A 16,237-nucleotide genomic window follows, 5' to 3' on the forward strand; every position below is an offset into this window, starting at 1 on the left:
GGCACCCACCCGCCTATCCACTGTTCAATGACGTGCTGCTGTGTCCATGGACACGGCAGCACCTAGGAGAACACGAGCCTGCCGGATTTAGGCAACGCCCGTTTCTTCACCGATCTTGTGAACACGCAGGGTGTTGGTGGAACCAGCCACGCCCGAGGGCATACCGGCCACGATCACCACGCGGTCACCAACCTGGGCGCGGCCCAGTTCGAGGAGGCGATCCTCCACCTGCTGCACCATTTCGTCCGTGGTGGCGGCGGAGTGATCCACCGTGTAGGTTTCGCTACCCCACAGAACGGCGAGCTGGTTGCGCACCTTCTCCGAAGGAGTGAAGTTGATGATCGGCAGGCGGGAACGGTTGCGAGCCACGCGGCGGGCGGTGTGCCCGGTTTCCGTGAAGACCACAACTGCCTTGACGCCCAGGGCCTCACCGATATCCAGAGCGGAGCGGGTAAGAACACCGTTGCGGGTGCGATGCAGGGAGGAGAGCTGCGGGATCTGCTCCAGGCCGTGTTCCTCCGTGTAGGAAACGATGGAGGCCATGGTCTTCACGCACTCAATCGGGTAGAGACCCACCGAGGTTTCCCCGGAAAGCATCACGGCATCCGCACCGTCCAGGATGGCGTTAGCGCAGTCAGAAGCCTCAGCGCGGGTGGGCCGCGGGTTCTGGATCATGGATTCGAGAACCTGGGTGGCTAGAATAACCGGCTTGGCGCGCTTGCGGGCCAGGGAAATGGCTTCCTTCTGCACCAGCGGAACCTGCTCGAGGGGCAGTTCCACGCCGAGGTCACCGCGGGCAACCATAATGCCGTCGAAGGCCTGGACGATATCGTCCAGGTTGGCCACGGCCTGCGGCTTTTCGATCTTGGCGATAACAGGCAGGTGAATGCCCTCTTCGTCCATAATGCGGTGAACGTCATCAATATCCTTGGCATCACGCACGAAGGACAGCGCGATGAGATCCGCACCGTAGTTGAGGCCCCAGCGCAGGTCCTCTTCGTCCTTTTCGGACATGGCGGGAACGGACACCGCCACGCCGGGAAGGTTAATACCCTTGTTATTGGAAACGGGGCCGGGGACTTCCACGCGGGTGACCACGTCAGTGCCGTCCACAACTTCCACAACGCGCACGGAGACCTTACCGTCGTCAATCAACAGCACATCGCCGGGATTGCAATCACCGGCCAGGCCCTTGAAGGTGGTGGAGCAGATATCCTTCGTGCCGGGGATATCGCGGGTGGTAATGGTGAAAGTATCGCCCACGTTCAGCTGGACCGGGCCTTCGGCGAAACGGCCGAGACGGATCTTGGGGCCCTGCAAATCAACGAGCACCGCGACCGGGGTACCCAGTTCCTTCGCGGCGGCACGCACATTATCAATGCGCTTTTCGTGTTCTTCATGCGAACCGTGGGAGGCGTTAATACGCGCCACGTTCATGCCGGCTTTAACAAGTTCAAGGATTTGATCGTAGGTATCCGTAGCCGGACCCAACGTACACACAATTCTAGCTCTACGCATGTTTCCTATCTTACCCGAGGGCCCTGTTTCCCCATCGGGACTCATGGCACTCGTCCTGGTAAATATGCACCGTTATAAGCCCCGCTCGCGGAGCTCATCTTTACGCTAGCGCACGGCTCGCCCAGCGGCCTCACCCGTTCACTGAGCGGTTACCCACCTCCGGTTCGGATTCGCTTGACGCTGCCGAATCTTCCGTGCTTGCGGCCCCGGAAGTTTCCGTTTTTTCGGGTACGACGGCGGCCTGGCCGGCTGCGGCGTCGTCGTTCTGTGACACGTCAGTTCCTTCAGTTTCCGGTTCCGGGCGGGCCCGCAACCACACGTGATCGCGAGAAGAATCACGCAGGTAGGCGCGCCGCAAGATAACAAGAGCGATGATTCCCCCGAGCAACACGAGCAGCGATGTCCATACATTGAGACGCAAACCGGCCACGAGGTGCGCCGGGTCGATCCGCAAGTTTTCGATCCACACCCTGCCCAGGGTGTACACGATCACATACGTGGCGAAAAGTTGCCCGGCTACCAGGTGGAAGCGTTTTTCGAGGAGAAGAAGTACGACGGCGCCACCCAGGCACCACAGCGATTCGTAGAGGAAGGTGGGGTGGAAGAGCTGCTCGGGTGGGAAGCCGGCGGGGCGGTACGCCGCATCAACCTGCAAGCCCCAGGGCAGTGAGGTGGGCCCGCCGAAGAGTTCTTGGTTGAAGTAGTTACCCAGGCGGCCGATGGCCTGGGCGATGAGGAGACCCGGGGCGAGGGCGTCGGCGAAGGGTAGCAGGCGCACCCCGTTGCGGCGGCACCCGATCCAGGCACCCACGCCACCCAGGGCCACCGCACCCCAGATTCCCAGGCCACCGCCGCGCAGGTCGAAGACGCGCCACGGGTCACGGCCCGGGCCGAAATAAAGCTGGTAGTCGGTGATGACGTGGTAGAGCCGCCCGCCGATAATCCCGAAAATCACAGCCCACAGCGCGATGGAGAGCGTGACATCGCGGGTGGCACCTTTGGCCACGTAGCGCCGTTCCGTGAGGGCGTAGGCAACGATGATGCCGATGACGATGGCAATCGCGTAGAACTTAATGGAGAGGGAAAATGCGGAGGTCTCAAAAAGCACCCATTCGGAATGCTCGGGAGCTGGAATAGCTGTTGGAATCATCGTGTCCCTTCCTGTCCGGGGGCGTGGGGCGGATGCCCGAGCCCGGGTGCCTGAGCACTACCTTCGGTTACGTTAGCTGAGAGTTCGGCCGTGCTAGTAGCCGTGTGCTGGGCCGTGCTAGCCGTGCCTTCAGCCACGTGTGCGGTCCGTTTCGCCATGAGTAGCGCGGCCGGGTGCCGGCCCGCGGTAGCCATGCTAGCCAGCAAACCGGCAGGGTCTGCTGTTTCAAGCAGGGCCCGCCCTACAATAACGCAGCCGGCGCCGTGCCGGGCCGCGGTGAAAACATCGCAGGGATTGCGCACCCCGCGCCGCACCACCCGCACGCAGGTGTAGGGCAGCGCCTCGAAAAGCTGCGGATAATCGGTGGCCGAGCGCGAATCTGCGATAACGACGCGCGCCGCGCAGGCCATCGCGCGCGCTATATCATTTTCGGATTCCACTTCTAGGCAGGGTTCCATCCCGAGGGAACGCGCACGTTCCACTAGCGCCTCAAGTTCCACATCCGTGAGAATTCGCGGGGTGAGGGAAACGGCATCCGCTCCCGCCGCGCGGGCCCGCAGGAGTTGCACCGCGGAAACGGTGACATCGCGGTAGAGCAGCGGCCCTACCCCGAGGCCGCGGGCTAGGCGCAACGCCGGCAAACCGAGCCCACCGGGAATCACCGGGGCGGTTACCGAGATGGCGGCCGCTCCCCCGCTACTCAATGCCTGCGCGAAGGCCTCCAGCTGCGCGGGAGCTGGTGCGGGACTGCCGCCGAGGCTGCGGATTTCCCCGATCACCCCGATGGGGCGTTGCGGGCTGGGCGCGAGGGCGAGGTAGAACTCGCGCGGTGCCGGGGCCGCCTGGGCGGCATGCCGCAGCGCATCACGTTCCCGGTCCGGGACCTGCCTGGCGGCGGCCCGCACCCGCTGTGCTACCTCATCAATAAACCACGCCACTGTGCCTCCCGGTGTCGGTGAGCTTCGCTCCGCGTGCTGGTTATGACATAGAGTACCCGCACGGTGTGACAAAAAATGACGCAGGAACGGGTGGCACCCATGAAAGAGAGTAAAGAGGGCCTGGACCTCCTCGCGGGCCTGGTATTTCGCGGGAAAGGCCGGCGAGTTTACGGCATCGATGGGCGGAGCGGATCCGGGAAAACCCAGCTATCGCGGGCCCTTGCGGCGCGGTTGCGCGAGGGCGGGCTGGCGGTTGAGATTCTCGAGGTGGAGCGTTTCGTACCCGGCTGGGATGGCTTGGCCCGGGGCACGGAGCGGGTAGCCCACGATATTCTGGAACCGTTTCTGCGCGGCGAGGGAGCACGGGTGGCTCCGTGGAATTGGTATCTGAGCTGCTACGATGCACCGGTCGCGGTGCCGGGGGATGCGCGCTGCGAGGTGCTGCTGCTGGAGGGGTGCGGAGCGGCTTCCGCGGCCTGCGCGCCGCTGTGCACGGCCACGATCTGGATGGAATGTGAGGATTCTCTCCGGCGGGAGCGGGTGCGGGAGCGCGAGGGTGATCCGAGTAGCTGGTGGGATAGGTGGGCTGCCCAGGAGGCTGCTCTCGTGAGCAAAAGAGATGCCCCGGCCCTGGCAGACGCGGTAGCACGCTGGGATGCGGGGCAGCTGCACGTGGAGATGCGCGGTTTTTAGGCCGCGGTCGTGGCACGCGCCTGGTGAAGCGCTAGGAGTCGCGTACGCCGAAGCGACCTTTAGGCCGCGCCGGCGCGAATCTGGGTGAGCGCCCGGCCCGTCGCCAAAATATCAACAATGGCGACCAGGTCGCTATCCCCGCGAGCTTGGCTGGCCGGAATTAGAATCATGACGCGCGAACCTACCCGCTGATCAACCAGGCCCTTACGCATCCCGTCCATCAGATCGCCCATGGCGGCGCGCACCGGCCCGGAGGTCCAGCTGGAATCCACCGTTTGGCCATTCGGGTCCACGAGGAAGTAGTTGAGCACAAGCTCATCCGAGGCGGCTACCTGCTCCCCGCGCCCAAGCACGAGGGGCACCACCGCGAATTCCGGGATGGGACCGCCGCCCCCGGTAAGCACGGGTGCTACGCCTTCTCCGCTTGCCAGGCCCGGCATTCCGGCCGGTGGAGTAGCAGGCAGCGGCGCTGCGTCCCCGCGCGCATTTGTGTAGAGAATGTCGACGACGACGATTTCTACCGCTCCGGGGTCTCCGGCCACCAATTCTTCCCGCTGAATAAGCAAGCGGCTTCCTTCCCGCTGCCCGACCAGGTAAGGAGCCAGCTCCCCCACCCCTGCCTTGCTCACGGTAGCCAGGGTGATCCCGCCGGTGGCGAAACCTTCCACAGGGGCTTCGGTACGCGAGTCGAAGGAGGTAATACGGGCGAGTACCGGGCTTCCTTCCGCCAGTTCTACCCCGTCTCCCGGGCTGAGGACCTCCTGGCGTACCCCGTCCACGTGGAGGTTGCCTTCCACGGAAATGGTCACTGGTGCGCCGAAAGCACCTGTGACATCCACGCTTCCGGGATTGCCGGGCTCGCGGTGGCCGCTACAGCCCGCTAGCGCGGTAGCGGCCACCGCCAGGCCAGCCAGCAGCACTCGGTACTTCAGATGGGATATCACGCGGTGATCTCCTCGATAAGCGCCTCGACCTCGGGGTTCTCGGTGGCGAGCGGGTCATTGAGGACCACACTGGAATTACCATTGGCCTCCATGAGGCGCAGGGTAGACCAGTCCACCGCCACATCGCGCCGAGCTTGCCGCGCCGCACTCAGGAAACGCCCGCGCAACACAGCCCGGGTATTCTGTGGCGGGTCCGTGACCGCCGCAGTAGCGCGTTCGGGCGTGATAACCCGGCGTAGGAGCCCGGATTCTTCCATGCGGTCGCGCAACCCACCTTCGGTGATATCGTGATACGCCAAATCGAGGCGTGCCACCCGGGCGTCGCAGAGTTTCGCCCCGGTGCGTTCCCGGTACCGGGTGAGGAGGGCGAGTTTGGCGGCCCAGTCAATTTCGGTGGAAATCGGGCTGGGATCGCGGTGTTCCACCGCCGTAATGGCACGCTCCCACAGCTCGAGGAGGTAGCGCCGGGTGGGGTCGAGTTCCGCCAGGTAGCCTTTCCGATCCAGGTGGTTCATCGCGGCCTCATACATCCGCTGCTGAACCGAAATCGGGTCGGTGAATCCGCCGCTGGCCAGTTCCAGATTGGCACGCCCGGAGAGGTCCGCGCCGGTGATCCGGATGGCGTGCATGGGATCGGCGAGTTCCAGATCCGGAAGGATCGCGCCTTCTTCCACGAGGGTGAGGAGAGCTTCGGTGGCCGCAACTTTGAGGCCGGTTGTTGCCTGGGAAATATTGGAATCCCCCACGATAACGTGCATGCGCCGGTAGAGTTCCGCATCGGCGTGGGGTTCATCGCGGGTATTGATCATGGGCCGCGACCGCGTGGATGCCGAGGAGATCGCCTCCCACATCTGGTGGGAGCGCTGGGAGAATTCGTAGCGGACCTGCCCGTCTTCCCCGCGGTGCAGGCTTCCGGCTCCCGCCACGATCTGCCGGGTCACAAAGAAGGGGATGAGCCGGGCGATGCGCTGGCGGTAGTCCGGGCGCCGGTGCACCATGTAGTTTTCGTGGCACCCGAAGGAATGCCCCTCGGAATCAACATTGTTTTTCAGGAGGTGGATGGCCCCGGGGACGCCGTCGTCGTTTAATTTCTCATTGGCGCGCTTGGCGAGCCGCGCGAAAATGAGTTCGCCGGCGCGGTCGTGGGCGAGGAGATCGTCGATATTATCGCATTCGGCGGTGGCGTATTCCGGGTGGGCACCCACGTCCAGGTAGAGGCGTGAGCCGTTTTCTAGGAACGTGTTTGTGGACCGATGCGCGGCGAGCACCGGCGCGAAAAGCCGCTGGGCGGATTCTTCGGCGTCCAGCGGTGGGCGTGTTCCGCGCCGGGCCGCGCAGGTGATTCCGTATTCGGTCTCGATGCCCATAACGCGACGGGGTATCACTGTCCGCCTTTCTGCACGAAGCCCTGCACGAAGGAGGACGCATTGCTTTCCAGCACGGCGTCGATATCGTCGAGCAGCGCGTCAATACCAAAATCTTGGTTTTGGGCCTGCGGGGCTTCCACTTCGGTGTTTTCTTCCTGGCGGCGCTGGGGCTGCAGGAATTCTTGACTGGACATTTCTTCCTTCCTCTTTTCTGGTACTGGTGCGGATGGGTGCCGGCTTGCGGGTGCGTGCCGGCTGCGTGACCCGCCCGAACGCGGGACCGGCCCGGCCCGCCTATGTGGTCTCGTTACCGGGCCTAACGCGGGCCGTAGCCGGGCGGCAGGTACCGGCCCGATCCCGCCTACGAACCCGCCGCGGTGAGCGCGGCAATAACCTCGTCAATCGTGTGAGCGCCGGCCAGGGTGACCCCCAGGGCTGCCTCGTTCGCACTGTTAGGATCGGGCAGGCTGAGGCGGTGGAGTTGGCCGGTGCTATCGCGCAGTACCGCGCTCGACCAACTGGCCGCGGCCACGTGTTCGGAGAAACGGGAGATGAGCTGGCCGCGCAGATACGCGCGCGTGGAGCCCGGGGCGCACAGCGCCGCCGTGGCAATCTCCGCTTCGGAGAAGAGTTCCTCTACCCGCCCGGCTCTCCGCAGTTTCGCCACGATGGAGCGCTCGGGGCGCAGATCATGCCATTGGACATCGAGGGCGCGCAGTTTATCGGAATCCCAGCTGCCCCCGCCGCGTTCGCGTAATTCGCTCAAGATCTGGTATTTCGCGACCCATTCCACCTGGGATGCGGCGGAGAAAATATCGCGCGAAAGCAGGTCCAGCACGCTTTGCCACCGCTCGAGAATTTCGGCGGTATCGCCGTCCACCTCACCGCGTTCGGCCAGCGCATCACGGACCGCGTCGAGGTAGATCTGCTGAATTTCCAGGGCGGTACGCGGTTCGCCTTCATGCACCTCAAGTTTGGTGGTGAGGCTCGGGTCCTGAGAGACCGTCCAGGTGAGGGGCACGGGACTATCCATAATCACGGATTCCAGCCCGAGGGGAACCGCGTCCTGTTCCAACATCCAGAGCACCAGCGAAGTAGTTCCCACTTTGAGCAGGATAGAGACATCAAATTGGTTGGCGTCTCCCCCGATGACGTGCAGGCGCCGGAAGCGCTCCGCGGCCGCATGCGGTTCATCGCGGGTATTGATAATGGGCCGGTTGAAGGTAGTTTCCAACCCGACGTCGTTTTCCACGTAGTCGGCACGTTGCGAAATCTGGAAACCGGGTTGTTCCGAACGCGGGCCGAGCCCCACACGCCCGGTACCGCACAGAATGGGCCGGGTGACGAAGAAAGGAGTGAGGTAGCGGATGATTTCCGTGAAGGGCAGCGCCCGATCAACCAGGTAGTTTTCGTGCGAGCCGTAGGCCGCGCCTTTTCCGTCCACATTGTTTTTGTAGATCGCGAATTCGCGCCCGCCTTCGCGCAGCAGTTCTATTCCGCGCCGCGCGATGAGTTCACCGGCGCGGTCCCACAGCACGGCTTCCCGCGGGGTCGCGGTTTCCGGCGAAGAATATTCCGGGTGGGCATGATCAACGTAGAGGCGCCCGCCGTTGGTGAGAACCGCGTTCGCGGCGCGCGGGCGGCGCAGCTCTGCGTCGTCTTCCGTTATAGGTGCGACGACGACGCCAGCTGGCGGGGCGGGATTCTCCGGATCATCGGTGAGCTGAGAAGGATCCGCCTCCTCCCGGCTCATCCGGAAACCGCGGGCGTCATTGAGGGGGTCTTCCCCGGTGTAATCCCAGGCCACCGGGCCGTGCGTGCCGGCCCCTGCCCCGGCGTGCCCGTAGCTTTCTACGAAATCGGCCGAAAGTACCACGGGATTAGCCCGCAGGTCGGCGGGTTCCATAATCCCGAATTCTGTTTCCAGGCCGATGACTCGACGTGCTGTCATCGTGGTTCCTCTCCCCTTGTGTTCTGCGCGCTCGAATCACTCTGGCGCGGACGCACCGCCACGATCCGCTCCCCGCGGTTTTTACCATTGACTTTGGCCCATTCATCCGGATTGGAGATCTGGTCCAGTTCCGAGCTATCGCGGGCTTCGGCATGCACGGCGGCGATAGCGTGCTCCGCGGTAATCCCGCGCGCCCCGGTGGTCAAATACGTTTTGATAGCTGCCTTTTTCGCGCGATCAACGATGCCGGCCAGGAGAGCCCCGGACACGAAATCGGCAAGATAGAGGGTTTCTTTCCGCCCCGAAGCATAAGTGACATCAACGAAGCGGTTCTCCGGGGATGCCTCAAAAACCTTATCCGCGATGAGGCGGGCCAGGTGGGCCGCGGCTCCCGCCCTGCCGCCGTAAGCCTCGATATCGGCCGGCGCGTAGGGTAGCTCGGGGGTGAGGTACTTGGAAAGAATATCCACGCTCCCCGCATAATCAGGGCGCTCAACCCTGATTTTCACATCAAGCCGGCCGGGCCGCAAAATGGCCGGGTCGATCATATCTTCCCGGTTGGAAGCGCCAATAACGATAACGTTGGAGAGTTGTTCCACCCCGTCAATTTCGGCAAGGAGCTGAGGCACCACGGTTGTTTCCACATCGGAAGAAACCCCGGAGCCGCGGGTGCGGAAGAGGGCTTCCATTTCGTCGAAGAAAATAACAACGGGAATACCCGAAGAGGCCCGGTCTCGGGCCCGGGAAAAGATTTCACGGATCTGGCGTTCGGTTTCTCCCACGTATTTATCGAGAAGCTGTGGACCCTTGATATTGAGGAAGTAGGAGGATGCCTTCGCTACCCCTTGAGCACGCGCGGCATTCTCCGCGAGGGAGGTGGCCACCGCTTTCGCGATCATGGTTTTCCCTGTTCCCGGCGGCCCGTACAGCAAAATGCCCTTGGGCGGGCGCAGGCCGTGCTCCCGATAGAGATCGGGTTGCTGGAAGGGTAATTCGATACTGTCGCGGATTTCCTCAATTTGAGCATCCAAGCCGCCAATATCCGCGTAGGAAACATCCGGGACTTCTTCAAGCAGCAGGTGCTCAACATCCGGGCGCTCTACCTTTTCTACTAGGAACCCGGTTTTCAGGTCTGCCATGCAGGTATCCCCGACCCGCAGTTTCCCGGCCGAGAGTTTTCCGCCGATGCGCAGCACTTTTGTTTCGTCCGCGTGCACCCGCACGAGCACCCGCTGGGGATCCAGCACGAGTTCGACGGCAACGAGCTGCCCGGTATTTTCGTAGCCGCCGATACCGACCACCACGAGTTCTTCATTGAGACGTACTTCTTGGCCGGGGCGCAATTGTTCCAAAGCGACATACGGGGAAACGGCCACGTTCATTTTCCGGCCGCCCACGAGGGCATCAATGGAATGATCGGAAGAATGCCCGCGAATAAAGGTGGCGAAAGTAGCCGGAGGCCGGGAGAGGGAATCGAGTTTCTCCCCCAATTCCTGGATGCGTTTCCGGGCGGCGACCAGCGAGGTGGAAAGCCGTTCATTTTTCTCACGCAAGGACGCGATTTCGGCAAGAGCCGCGCTCGACTCCGATGTGCTCATGGCTTCCTTTCTGATCGTCCCCTTATTCTAGGACAGGCCTACCTTACCGCCCACTCCGGGATATAGCATCCCCGGTGCCCTCACGGTTAGGCCACTAGTCCTCAGAGTTCTGTGTTTCCTCCGCGTCCCGCTGTTTTTCCACGTGCCGCGCATCTTCACCCTGCTGCCGTTTTTCGGCGTACCGAGATTCTTCGCTGTGCTGCCGCTTTTCCGCTTCACGTTCGGCAATTTCTGCCGCGATTTTCTCAGCCATCTGGCGGGAATGTTCTCCCGGGGTGGATACCCCGCTTTCTTCCACATCGGCCCGGTGCGCTAGATCGCGGCGGACTTTACGCAGTTTCTTTTCCGCAATCGGGCGTTCCTGGAGTGGTTCAGCTTCTGGGTTTTCCCAGGGCATGGGTTCGGCGTAGGCGCCCTTGGCCGGGCGGGATGCCGGAGTGAGCTGGGTGGGTCCGGCTAGGCGGCGCGCCACAATAAGGAAGCCGGTATGCGCGACCATCCGGTGATCGGGGCGTACCGCGAGCCCTTCTAAATGCCAGGTGCGCACCAGTGTTTCACTGGCTTCCGGGCCGGTGAAAAGTCCCGTTGCTTTGAGATCTTCGGCGCAGCGGGAGAGCTGCGTCGTCGTTGCAACGTAAGCGAGGAAAACCCCACCGGGTACCAAAGCCTGCGCTGCTACCGGAATGATTTCCCAGGGAGCGAGCATATCGAGGATAACGCGATCAAAACCGGCCGGGTGCGCGGCCAAAATATCAGCTGCTTCCCCGCATTCCACCTGCCAGTTTTCCGGGTGGCTCCCCCACCAGGACACCAGATTGGCCTGCGCGATCTCCGCGAATTCCGGGCGGCGTTCCGCGCTGAGAAGAAAACCTTGAGGGCCTACCGCTTGGAGCAGGGAAATGGAGAGAGCACCGGAACCGACCCCGGCCTCAAAGACCCGTGCCCCCGGATAAATATCCGCGGTGTGGGTGATTTGCGCCGCATCTTTCGGGTAGACAATGGTGGCGCCGCGCGGCATCGAGAGCACGTAATCGCTCAGGAGCGGGCGCAGCGCGAGGAATTCGCGGCCTTCTTCGGTGGTGATGAGGCTGCCTTCCTCTTTCCCGATGAGCTCGCTGTGGCGGAAAGAGCCGCGCGTGGACTGGAAGTAGCCATCAACCGTGAGATTGATGGTGTAATGCCGCCCTTTGGGATCGGTGAGTTGAACGCGTTCACCGGGGCGGAAGGGGCCTCGTCGTAGTGTCATTCCTCCAGTGTAGTTTGTCCTTACCGCAGATTTTTCTGTCGTAGCGAGTTGTTAAAGTGGAAGCATGACTCGTCACGCCGCACTATCACCATCACGTGCCAAAGATTTCAAGCAGTGCCCGCTGCTCTTCCGTTTCCGGAGCGTGGATCGCCTCCCGGAAGCGCCCTCCCTCGCCGCGCTGCGCGGCACCCTGGTGCATTCGGTTCTGGAATACCTGTACGCCGCACCACAGCAAGCCCGCACCGAAGAATACGCCCAGTCCCTCCTGCTACCGCGTTGGGAGGCGCACCTGGAAAAGTCCCCGCAGGATGCGGATCTTTTTGAGTCCGCGGATGCGCTCTCGGAATGGCTGGAACAGGCCCGCGCGCTTATTAGCAACTATTTCCACATGGAGAATCCGCGGTTCTTGGCGCCGCGGGATCGGGAAAAATTCATTAATGCCCGCCTGCCCTCCGGTTTGGCCCTGCGCGGAATCGTGGATCGTATCGATGCGGCTCCCGATGGGGCCTTGCGGGTGGTGGACTACAAAACCGGGAAGTCCCCGCATCCGCGCTACCAGAACGAAGCGCTCTACCAAATGCGTTTTTATGCGCTGCTATTGGAATTGACGGAAGGGCAGCGCCCGGCCCGCACCCAGCTTGTTTATCTCAAGGATGGGCGCACTCTCACCTATGATCCCCTCCCGGAAGATACCCGGCGTATCGCCATGGATCTGGAGGAAACCTGGCGGGATATTGCCGCGCGCCTGGATTCCGGGGAATTCGAACCGCGCACCTCCCGCCTGTGCGATTGGTGCTATTTCCAGCAGATCTGCCCGGCCTACGGCGGGACTCCCCCGCCGCTCAGCACGGAGGGGGTGGAGCAGATGCGCACGGCACATAGTTAGTGCATGCGCCCGGTCGCGTTGGCACAACGAACGCGCGGCCGTTGCCCGCGCCTGACTCAGGCGCCTACCTCAGGCGCTGGACCCTCGATTAGTCGGCAAGCAGCTGGATACCCAGGAGGGCATCCACCGCGCGCACCACCTGCCCGGCATCGGGTGCTCCGGATGCCGCCCACTCATCCAGGATGCGCAGGGCTTGCGGGGTGTCCAGATCATCCGAAATCGCCTCGATGAGCGCCCGGCAGGTGGGAACCAGCTCAGACTCCGCGGCCGTATTATCGCCCGGCCCAGCGGCTGCGGACTTTCCGAGCGCGCTGCGGGCTGCCTGCTGCCAAGCTTCCAGGCGGGCTTCGGCCCGCTCAAGCGCACTCGCCTCGTATTCCCAATCGGAGCGGTAATGATTGGCCAGGAGCACCAGGCGAATCGCGCTCGGATGCGCACCAGCCGCGGTCAGCTCCGAAACACGGACCAAATTCCCCAGAGATTTGGACATTTTTTCGCCCTGGTAAGCCACCATCCCCACGTGGAAATGAATATCCACCCGGCCGCGGTCATCTGTCATCTCCCGCAGGTGGCTCTCGCTCATCTCGTGGTGCGGGAAGAGCAGATCACGCCCGCCGGCCTGCACGGTGATATGTTCACCCAGGTAGGTGCGGGCTATCAGCGCGCATTCCACGTGCCAGCCCGGCCGCCAGAACCCGGGCTTCTCCCCAGCGGGCCGGAAATCATTCCCGCGCACACCCTTCCACACCAGCGGGTCAAGGGTGCGGCGCTTACCCGGACGGGTGGAATCCCCACCGTGTTCATCGAACATCCGCTCCAGGTCCAAGTACTCGAAAACAGGCGCGGCGGCGAAACTCGGATCGCGGGTGAGATCAACATAAATATCTTCCGAGCCGTCCCCATTGGGCAAGCGGTACGCGAGGCCACGCGCCTCAAAATCGCGAACCACCGCCTCCGCCTCATCCAAAATCTCAGAGACCGCAATCCAGTTCCCGGGCGGAACAACCCGCAAAGCATTCATATCGGAACGGAAAAGCGCTACTTGAGAATCAGCCAGTTCACGCCAATCCACCCGGGTTTGCTCCGCGCGTTCAAAAAGCGGATCGTCAATATCCGTGATGTTTTGGGCGTAGCGAACCGGAAGGTCCGCGGCCATCCAGTACCGCACCAGGGTATCGGCACTCACGTACGTAAAAGCATGCCCCAGGTGAGTGGCATCGTAGGGTGTGATACCGCAGGTGTAGAGGGTAGGTTGCCGCGTTTCCACCCGGCAAATTTCCTCATTGTCGGAATCGTACAGGTTGAGGTCCGGGGTAAACCCCAGCGGTGGTACCTCCGGGCGTGTCCAAGTCTCCATCTGGTTATCCGTTAGTCTCCTACTTCACGAGTCCTCCACGTGAGGAACCCACGCACAGTCTACCCAGTACGCCGCTCGCCCTCAGGGAACAACAGTAGCGGGGCGAGCCGTTGCGGCGTCGTCGTTAAAAAACAGAGAGCACGCCGGTGCCGAGCAACACCACCACGAGCGCCGCCAGCCCCAAGCGATAGATCACGAAAGGCAGGTACGAACGCGTGGAGACCAGACGCAAGAACCACACGATCACCGCGTACCCCAAAACGAAAGAAATCGCCGTGGCAAGAATCGTGGGCCCGGCCGGAATCGAAGCGTCACCGGCGTATTTGACCAGCTGGTAGAAGCCTGAGAGCAGCACCGCCGGCACCGCCATGAGGAAGGAGACCCGCGCCGCAGCCTCGCGGGTGTAGCCGAGGAGCAGGCCGGTGGTAATCGTGCCGCCCGAACGCGACACACCCGGAATCAGCGCGAGAGCCTGCCCGAAACCGAGGAGCAAACCGTCGCGGTAGCTCATATCGCGCAGGTCTTTGCGCTGGCTCGCCCAGCGATCCGCTAGCCCTAAGAAAATCGCGAAGAGCGCCAGCACGGCCGCGGTGATATAGAGATTACGCAGTGACGTTTCGATGGTGTCCGCGAAAAGCAGGCCGAGGAGGCCGATCGGCAGCGTGCCGATAATAACGACCCAGCCCATGCGCACATCCGCGTCCGTGCGCGCCACCCGCCCGGTCCACGAGCACAACCACTTGCGGATAATGCGCACGATGTCTTTCCAGAAGTAGCACAGCACCGCGGCTTCGGTGCCCAGTTGAATAATCGCGGTGAAAGCCGCGCCCGGATCGCCCCACCCGAAAAGATCACCGACAATGCGGATATGCGCCGAAGAAGAAATCGGCAAGAATTCCGTTAGTGCTTGCACAAGGCCAAGAATGGCTGCTTCTAGATAACCCACGGGAACTAAGCATAGCGGGCGCGGCGCGGCGGCGCGGTGAGGTGTCCGGGCGGAACCGGCAGCACGGTGGTTTAGAGTGGAGTCATGGATTATCGTGCGGTTGGTGCCAGCGGGCTTCTTGTATCCGCGCTCGGCTTGGGAACGCTCACGTGGGGTCGCGATACCGATGAGGAGGAGGCCCGCGGGCAGTTGCGCGCCTTTTTGGACGCTGGCGGCACCCTCGTGGACACCTCGCCAGCTTTCGGAGACGGTGCAGCAGAAGCGCTGCTCGGCTCCTTGCTCAGCTCTTTTTTTGGCGACGACGCCGCCCGCTCGCAGCTCACCATCTGCACCCGCGTAGGTTTCCTCGATAATCCGAGCGGTCCCAGCTATAGCGTGTCGCGAGCCGGGATTGCACGTTCCCTCGATGCGTCCCTCGCTCGGCTCGGTATCGAGACAGTGGATATTGCAGTGGCCGGTGGCCCCGATGGCATCACCCCGGATGAGGAAACTGCGCTCGCCCTGGCCGGGCTGGTGATGCGCGGCAAGGCACGCTATATCGGGGTGTCGGGATATGCGCCCTGGCGGGTGGCGGCTATGCAAACCCTGCTGCGCGAACGTCACCTGCCTGCGCTCACCGTGGTGGAAGAAGAGTATTCCCTGGTGGAGCGGAGTGTTGAAACAGCTATGCTGCCGATGTGCGAGGCCATGGGGATTGGGCTGCTTGCCACCTCGGCCCTCGGGCGCGGGGTGCTCACCGGGAAATATCGGCATGCGATCCCGGCGACCTCGCGGGCGGCTTCCGATCATTTGGCTGCTTTTGTGGCTCCCTATTTGGACGAGGGGCCGCGCCGGATTGTGGAGGCGGTGGCGAAAGCCGCCGAGGGCCTGAACTGGAATCCCGCTGAGGTTGCCCTGGGTTGGCTCCTGGCCACCCAGGTGAGCGCGGCTCTGGTGGGCGCGCGCACCGCCAGCCAATTAACCAGCTTGCTCGGGGGTAACCTAGCGGGTGGTGAGGAACTGCCCGATCTGGTGATCGAGGCGCTCAACGATATTTCTTAGGAGCGGGAAGCGGCGGCGTCGGCCTCATCCGCGTCGTCTTCGTCGTCGCCGTCTTCGTCATCGAGGCCAGGGTAATCGTCCTCATCATCCTCATCGTCATCGTAATCATCGTCTGAATCGTCATCATCGTCGTCCAGATCGTCATAATCATCGGTGTCGTAGAGGTAGTCCTCAGAATCGTCATCATCGTCGTAGAAATCGTCACTATCGCTATCGAAAACATCCAGCGGCGTTTCGACATCGAAATTCGTGAAGATGACGTCATCGTAAATGGTGTAAGCATCCGCCAGCTTATCGGCGGCTTCCAGCACCGCCGGAGCTTCCGGGTCATCAGCGGTAGTAGCCGCCTGGTGGAAATCCTCGAAAGCACCGATGAGACGGTCAAGCGCAGCGCGCGGATTCGTAGCCATGGCCCTAGAATACCCCGAAAGGCAGGTGATTCGCTAACCTTAGCGGCGCTGGTATTCCCGCGATCGGGCTGGATGCCGGCCGCGCATGCACCCGCGCATGCACCCGGGCATGCAGGGGTTAATAGACAAATGGTGGGTCTTATATCCGGGGTTTGCCCCGCCATAGCAACGAAAAGTCGGCCTTATTGAGGT

At 62.6% G+C, this 16,237-nt stretch carries 15 protein-coding genes; 3 read left to right on the plus strand and 12 right to left on the minus strand.

Annotated features, from left to right (window positions below; translation table 11 throughout):
* Positions 1 to 87: 87 nt before the first annotated feature.
* From pyk to ACRQHG_RS02240, 3 genes are all read right to left on the minus strand, one after another.
* The gene (gene pyk, locus ACRQHG_RS02230) at positions 88 to 1,518 is read right to left on the minus strand and encodes a pyruvate kinase (protein ID WP_026429319.1); all 1,431 of its coding nucleotides are present in this window, start codon (positions 1,516 to 1,518) and stop codon (positions 88 to 90) included.
* Between the two features lie 130 nt (positions 1,519 to 1,648).
* Entirely contained in the window at positions 1,649 to 2,668 is a 1,020-nt protein-coding gene (gene lgt, locus ACRQHG_RS02235) for a prolipoprotein diacylglyceryl transferase (RefSeq protein ID WP_435713355.1), read from the minus strand.
* Positions 2,665 to 3,606, minus strand: coding sequence for a beta/alpha barrel domain-containing protein (locus ACRQHG_RS02240; protein ID WP_435713356.1), 942 nt, complete (start codon positions 3,604 to 3,606; stop codon positions 2,665 to 2,667). The genes lgt and ACRQHG_RS02240 overlap by 4 nt, the downstream gene beginning before the upstream one ends.
* A 99-nt stretch (positions 3,607 to 3,705) precedes the next feature.
* Between ACRQHG_RS02240 and ACRQHG_RS02245 the strand changes: the two genes are divergently transcribed.
* A complete protein-coding gene (locus ACRQHG_RS02245; protein WP_435713357.1) occupies positions 3,706 to 4,299 on the plus strand; it encodes a nucleoside/nucleotide kinase family protein in 594 nt (197 codons plus the stop codon).
* 59 nt (positions 4,300 to 4,358) lie between these two features.
* On the opposite strand, the gene ACRQHG_RS02250 is transcribed toward ACRQHG_RS02245, so the two are convergent.
* The 6 genes from ACRQHG_RS02250 to ACRQHG_RS02275 form a co-directional block, all read right to left on the minus strand.
* The gene (locus ACRQHG_RS02250; protein ID WP_435713358.1) at positions 4,359 to 5,243 is read right to left on the minus strand and encodes an FKBP-type peptidyl-prolyl cis-trans isomerase; all 885 of its coding nucleotides are present in this window, start codon (positions 5,241 to 5,243) and stop codon (positions 4,359 to 4,361) included.
* On the minus strand, positions 5,240 to 6,610 hold the full coding sequence (pafA, locus tag ACRQHG_RS02255; RefSeq protein WP_435713367.1) for a Pup--protein ligase: 1,371 nt from the start codon (positions 6,608 to 6,610) through the stop codon (positions 5,240 to 5,242). The genes ACRQHG_RS02250 and pafA overlap by 4 nt, the downstream gene beginning before the upstream one ends.
* 14 nt (positions 6,611 to 6,624) lie before the next feature.
* Positions 6,625 to 6,804, minus strand: coding sequence for a ubiquitin-like protein Pup (locus ACRQHG_RS02260; protein WP_026429315.1), 180 nt, complete (start codon positions 6,802 to 6,804; stop codon positions 6,625 to 6,627).
* 167 nt (positions 6,805 to 6,971) lie between these two features.
* The gene (gene dop, locus ACRQHG_RS02265; RefSeq protein WP_435713359.1) at positions 6,972 to 8,561 is read right to left on the minus strand and encodes a depupylase/deamidase Dop; all 1,590 of its coding nucleotides are present in this window, start codon (positions 8,559 to 8,561) and stop codon (positions 6,972 to 6,974) included.
* Positions 8,558 to 10,159, minus strand: coding sequence for a proteasome ATPase (arc, locus tag ACRQHG_RS02270; RefSeq protein ID WP_435713360.1), 1,602 nt, complete (start codon positions 10,157 to 10,159; stop codon positions 8,558 to 8,560). Before arc ends, dop begins: the two co-directional genes overlap by 4 nt.
* A gap of 94 nt (positions 10,160 to 10,253) precedes the next feature.
* Positions 10,254 to 11,405, minus strand: coding sequence for a tRNA (adenine-N1)-methyltransferase (locus tag ACRQHG_RS02275; protein ID WP_435713361.1), 1,152 nt, complete (start codon positions 11,403 to 11,405; stop codon positions 10,254 to 10,256).
* Positions 11,406 to 11,469: 64 nt separating this feature from the next.
* Between ACRQHG_RS02275 and ACRQHG_RS02280 the strand changes: the two genes are divergently transcribed.
* Positions 11,470 to 12,291, plus strand: coding sequence for a RecB family exonuclease (locus ACRQHG_RS02280; RefSeq protein WP_026429313.1), 822 nt, complete (start codon positions 11,470 to 11,472; stop codon positions 12,289 to 12,291).
* An 88-nt stretch (positions 12,292 to 12,379) separates the two neighbouring features.
* Here ACRQHG_RS02280 and ACRQHG_RS02285 read toward each other — a convergent pair whose 3' ends face one another.
* A complete protein-coding gene (locus tag ACRQHG_RS02285) occupies positions 12,380 to 13,648 on the minus strand; it encodes a hypothetical protein (protein ID WP_435713362.1) in 1,269 nt (422 codons plus the stop codon).
* A 124-nt stretch (positions 13,649 to 13,772) separates the two neighbouring features.
* Entirely contained in the window at positions 13,773 to 14,594 is an 822-nt protein-coding gene (locus ACRQHG_RS02290; RefSeq protein WP_301575202.1) for an undecaprenyl-diphosphate phosphatase, read from the minus strand.
* Between the two features lie 84 nt (positions 14,595 to 14,678).
* On the opposite strand from ACRQHG_RS02290, the gene ACRQHG_RS02295 reads away from it, so the two are divergent.
* Complete coding sequence (locus tag ACRQHG_RS02295; protein WP_435713363.1) at positions 14,679 to 15,635, plus strand: aldo/keto reductase; 957 nt, start codon at positions 14,679 to 14,681, stop codon at positions 15,633 to 15,635.
* Here the strand turns inward: ACRQHG_RS02295 and ACRQHG_RS02300 are convergent.
* Entirely contained in the window at positions 15,632 to 16,045 is a 414-nt protein-coding gene (locus ACRQHG_RS02300) for a hypothetical protein (RefSeq protein ID WP_435713364.1), read from the minus strand. The two genes, ACRQHG_RS02295 and ACRQHG_RS02300, sit on opposite strands and share 4 nt — an antisense overlap.
* Between the last annotated feature and the right edge of the window lie 192 nt (positions 16,046 to 16,237).

The sequence above is a fragment of the Actinotignum vesiculae genome, from assembly GCF_051267215.1.
Classification (GTDB): Bacteria; Actinomycetota; Actinomycetes; order Actinomycetales; family Actinomycetaceae; genus Actinotignum; species Actinotignum schaalii.

Coding starts and splice junctions, on each gene's coding strand:
- pyk (WP_026429319.1), bottom strand. CDS start 1,518: ATGCGTAGAGCTAGAATTGTGTGTACGTTGGGTCCGGCTACGGATACC.
- lgt (WP_435713355.1), bottom strand. CDS start 2,668: ATGATTCCAACAGCTATTCCAGCTCCCGAGCATTCCGAATGGGTGCTT.
- ACRQHG_RS02245 (WP_435713357.1), top strand. CDS start 3,706: ATGAAAGAGAGTAAAGAGGGCCTGGACCTCCTCGCGGGCCTGGTATTT.
- pafA (WP_435713367.1), bottom strand. CDS start 6,610: ATGGGCATCGAGACCGAATACGGAATCACCTGCGCGGCCCGGCGCGGA.
- ACRQHG_RS02260 (WP_026429315.1), bottom strand. CDS start 6,804: ATGTCCAGTCAAGAATTCCTGCAGCCCCAGCGCCGCCAGGAAGAAAAC.
- dop (WP_435713359.1), bottom strand. CDS start 8,561: ATGACAGCACGTCGAGTCATCGGCCTGGAAACAGAATTCGGGATTATG.
- arc (WP_435713360.1), bottom strand. CDS start 10,159: ATGAGCACATCGGAGTCGAGCGCGGCTCTTGCCGAAATCGCGTCCTTG.
- ACRQHG_RS02275 (WP_435713361.1), bottom strand. CDS start 11,405: ATGACACTACGACGAGGCCCCTTCCGCCCCGGTGAACGCGTTCAACTC.
- ACRQHG_RS02280 (WP_026429313.1), top strand. CDS start 11,470: ATGACTCGTCACGCCGCACTATCACCATCACGTGCCAAAGATTTCAAG.
- ACRQHG_RS02285 (WP_435713362.1), bottom strand. CDS start 13,648: ATGGAGACTTGGACACGCCCGGAGGTACCACCGCTGGGGTTTACCCCG.
- ACRQHG_RS02295 (WP_435713363.1), top strand. CDS start 14,679: ATGGATTATCGTGCGGTTGGTGCCAGCGGGCTTCTTGTATCCGCGCTC.
- ACRQHG_RS02300 (WP_435713364.1), bottom strand. CDS start 16,045: ATGGCTACGAATCCGCGCGCTGCGCTTGACCGTCTCATCGGTGCTTTC.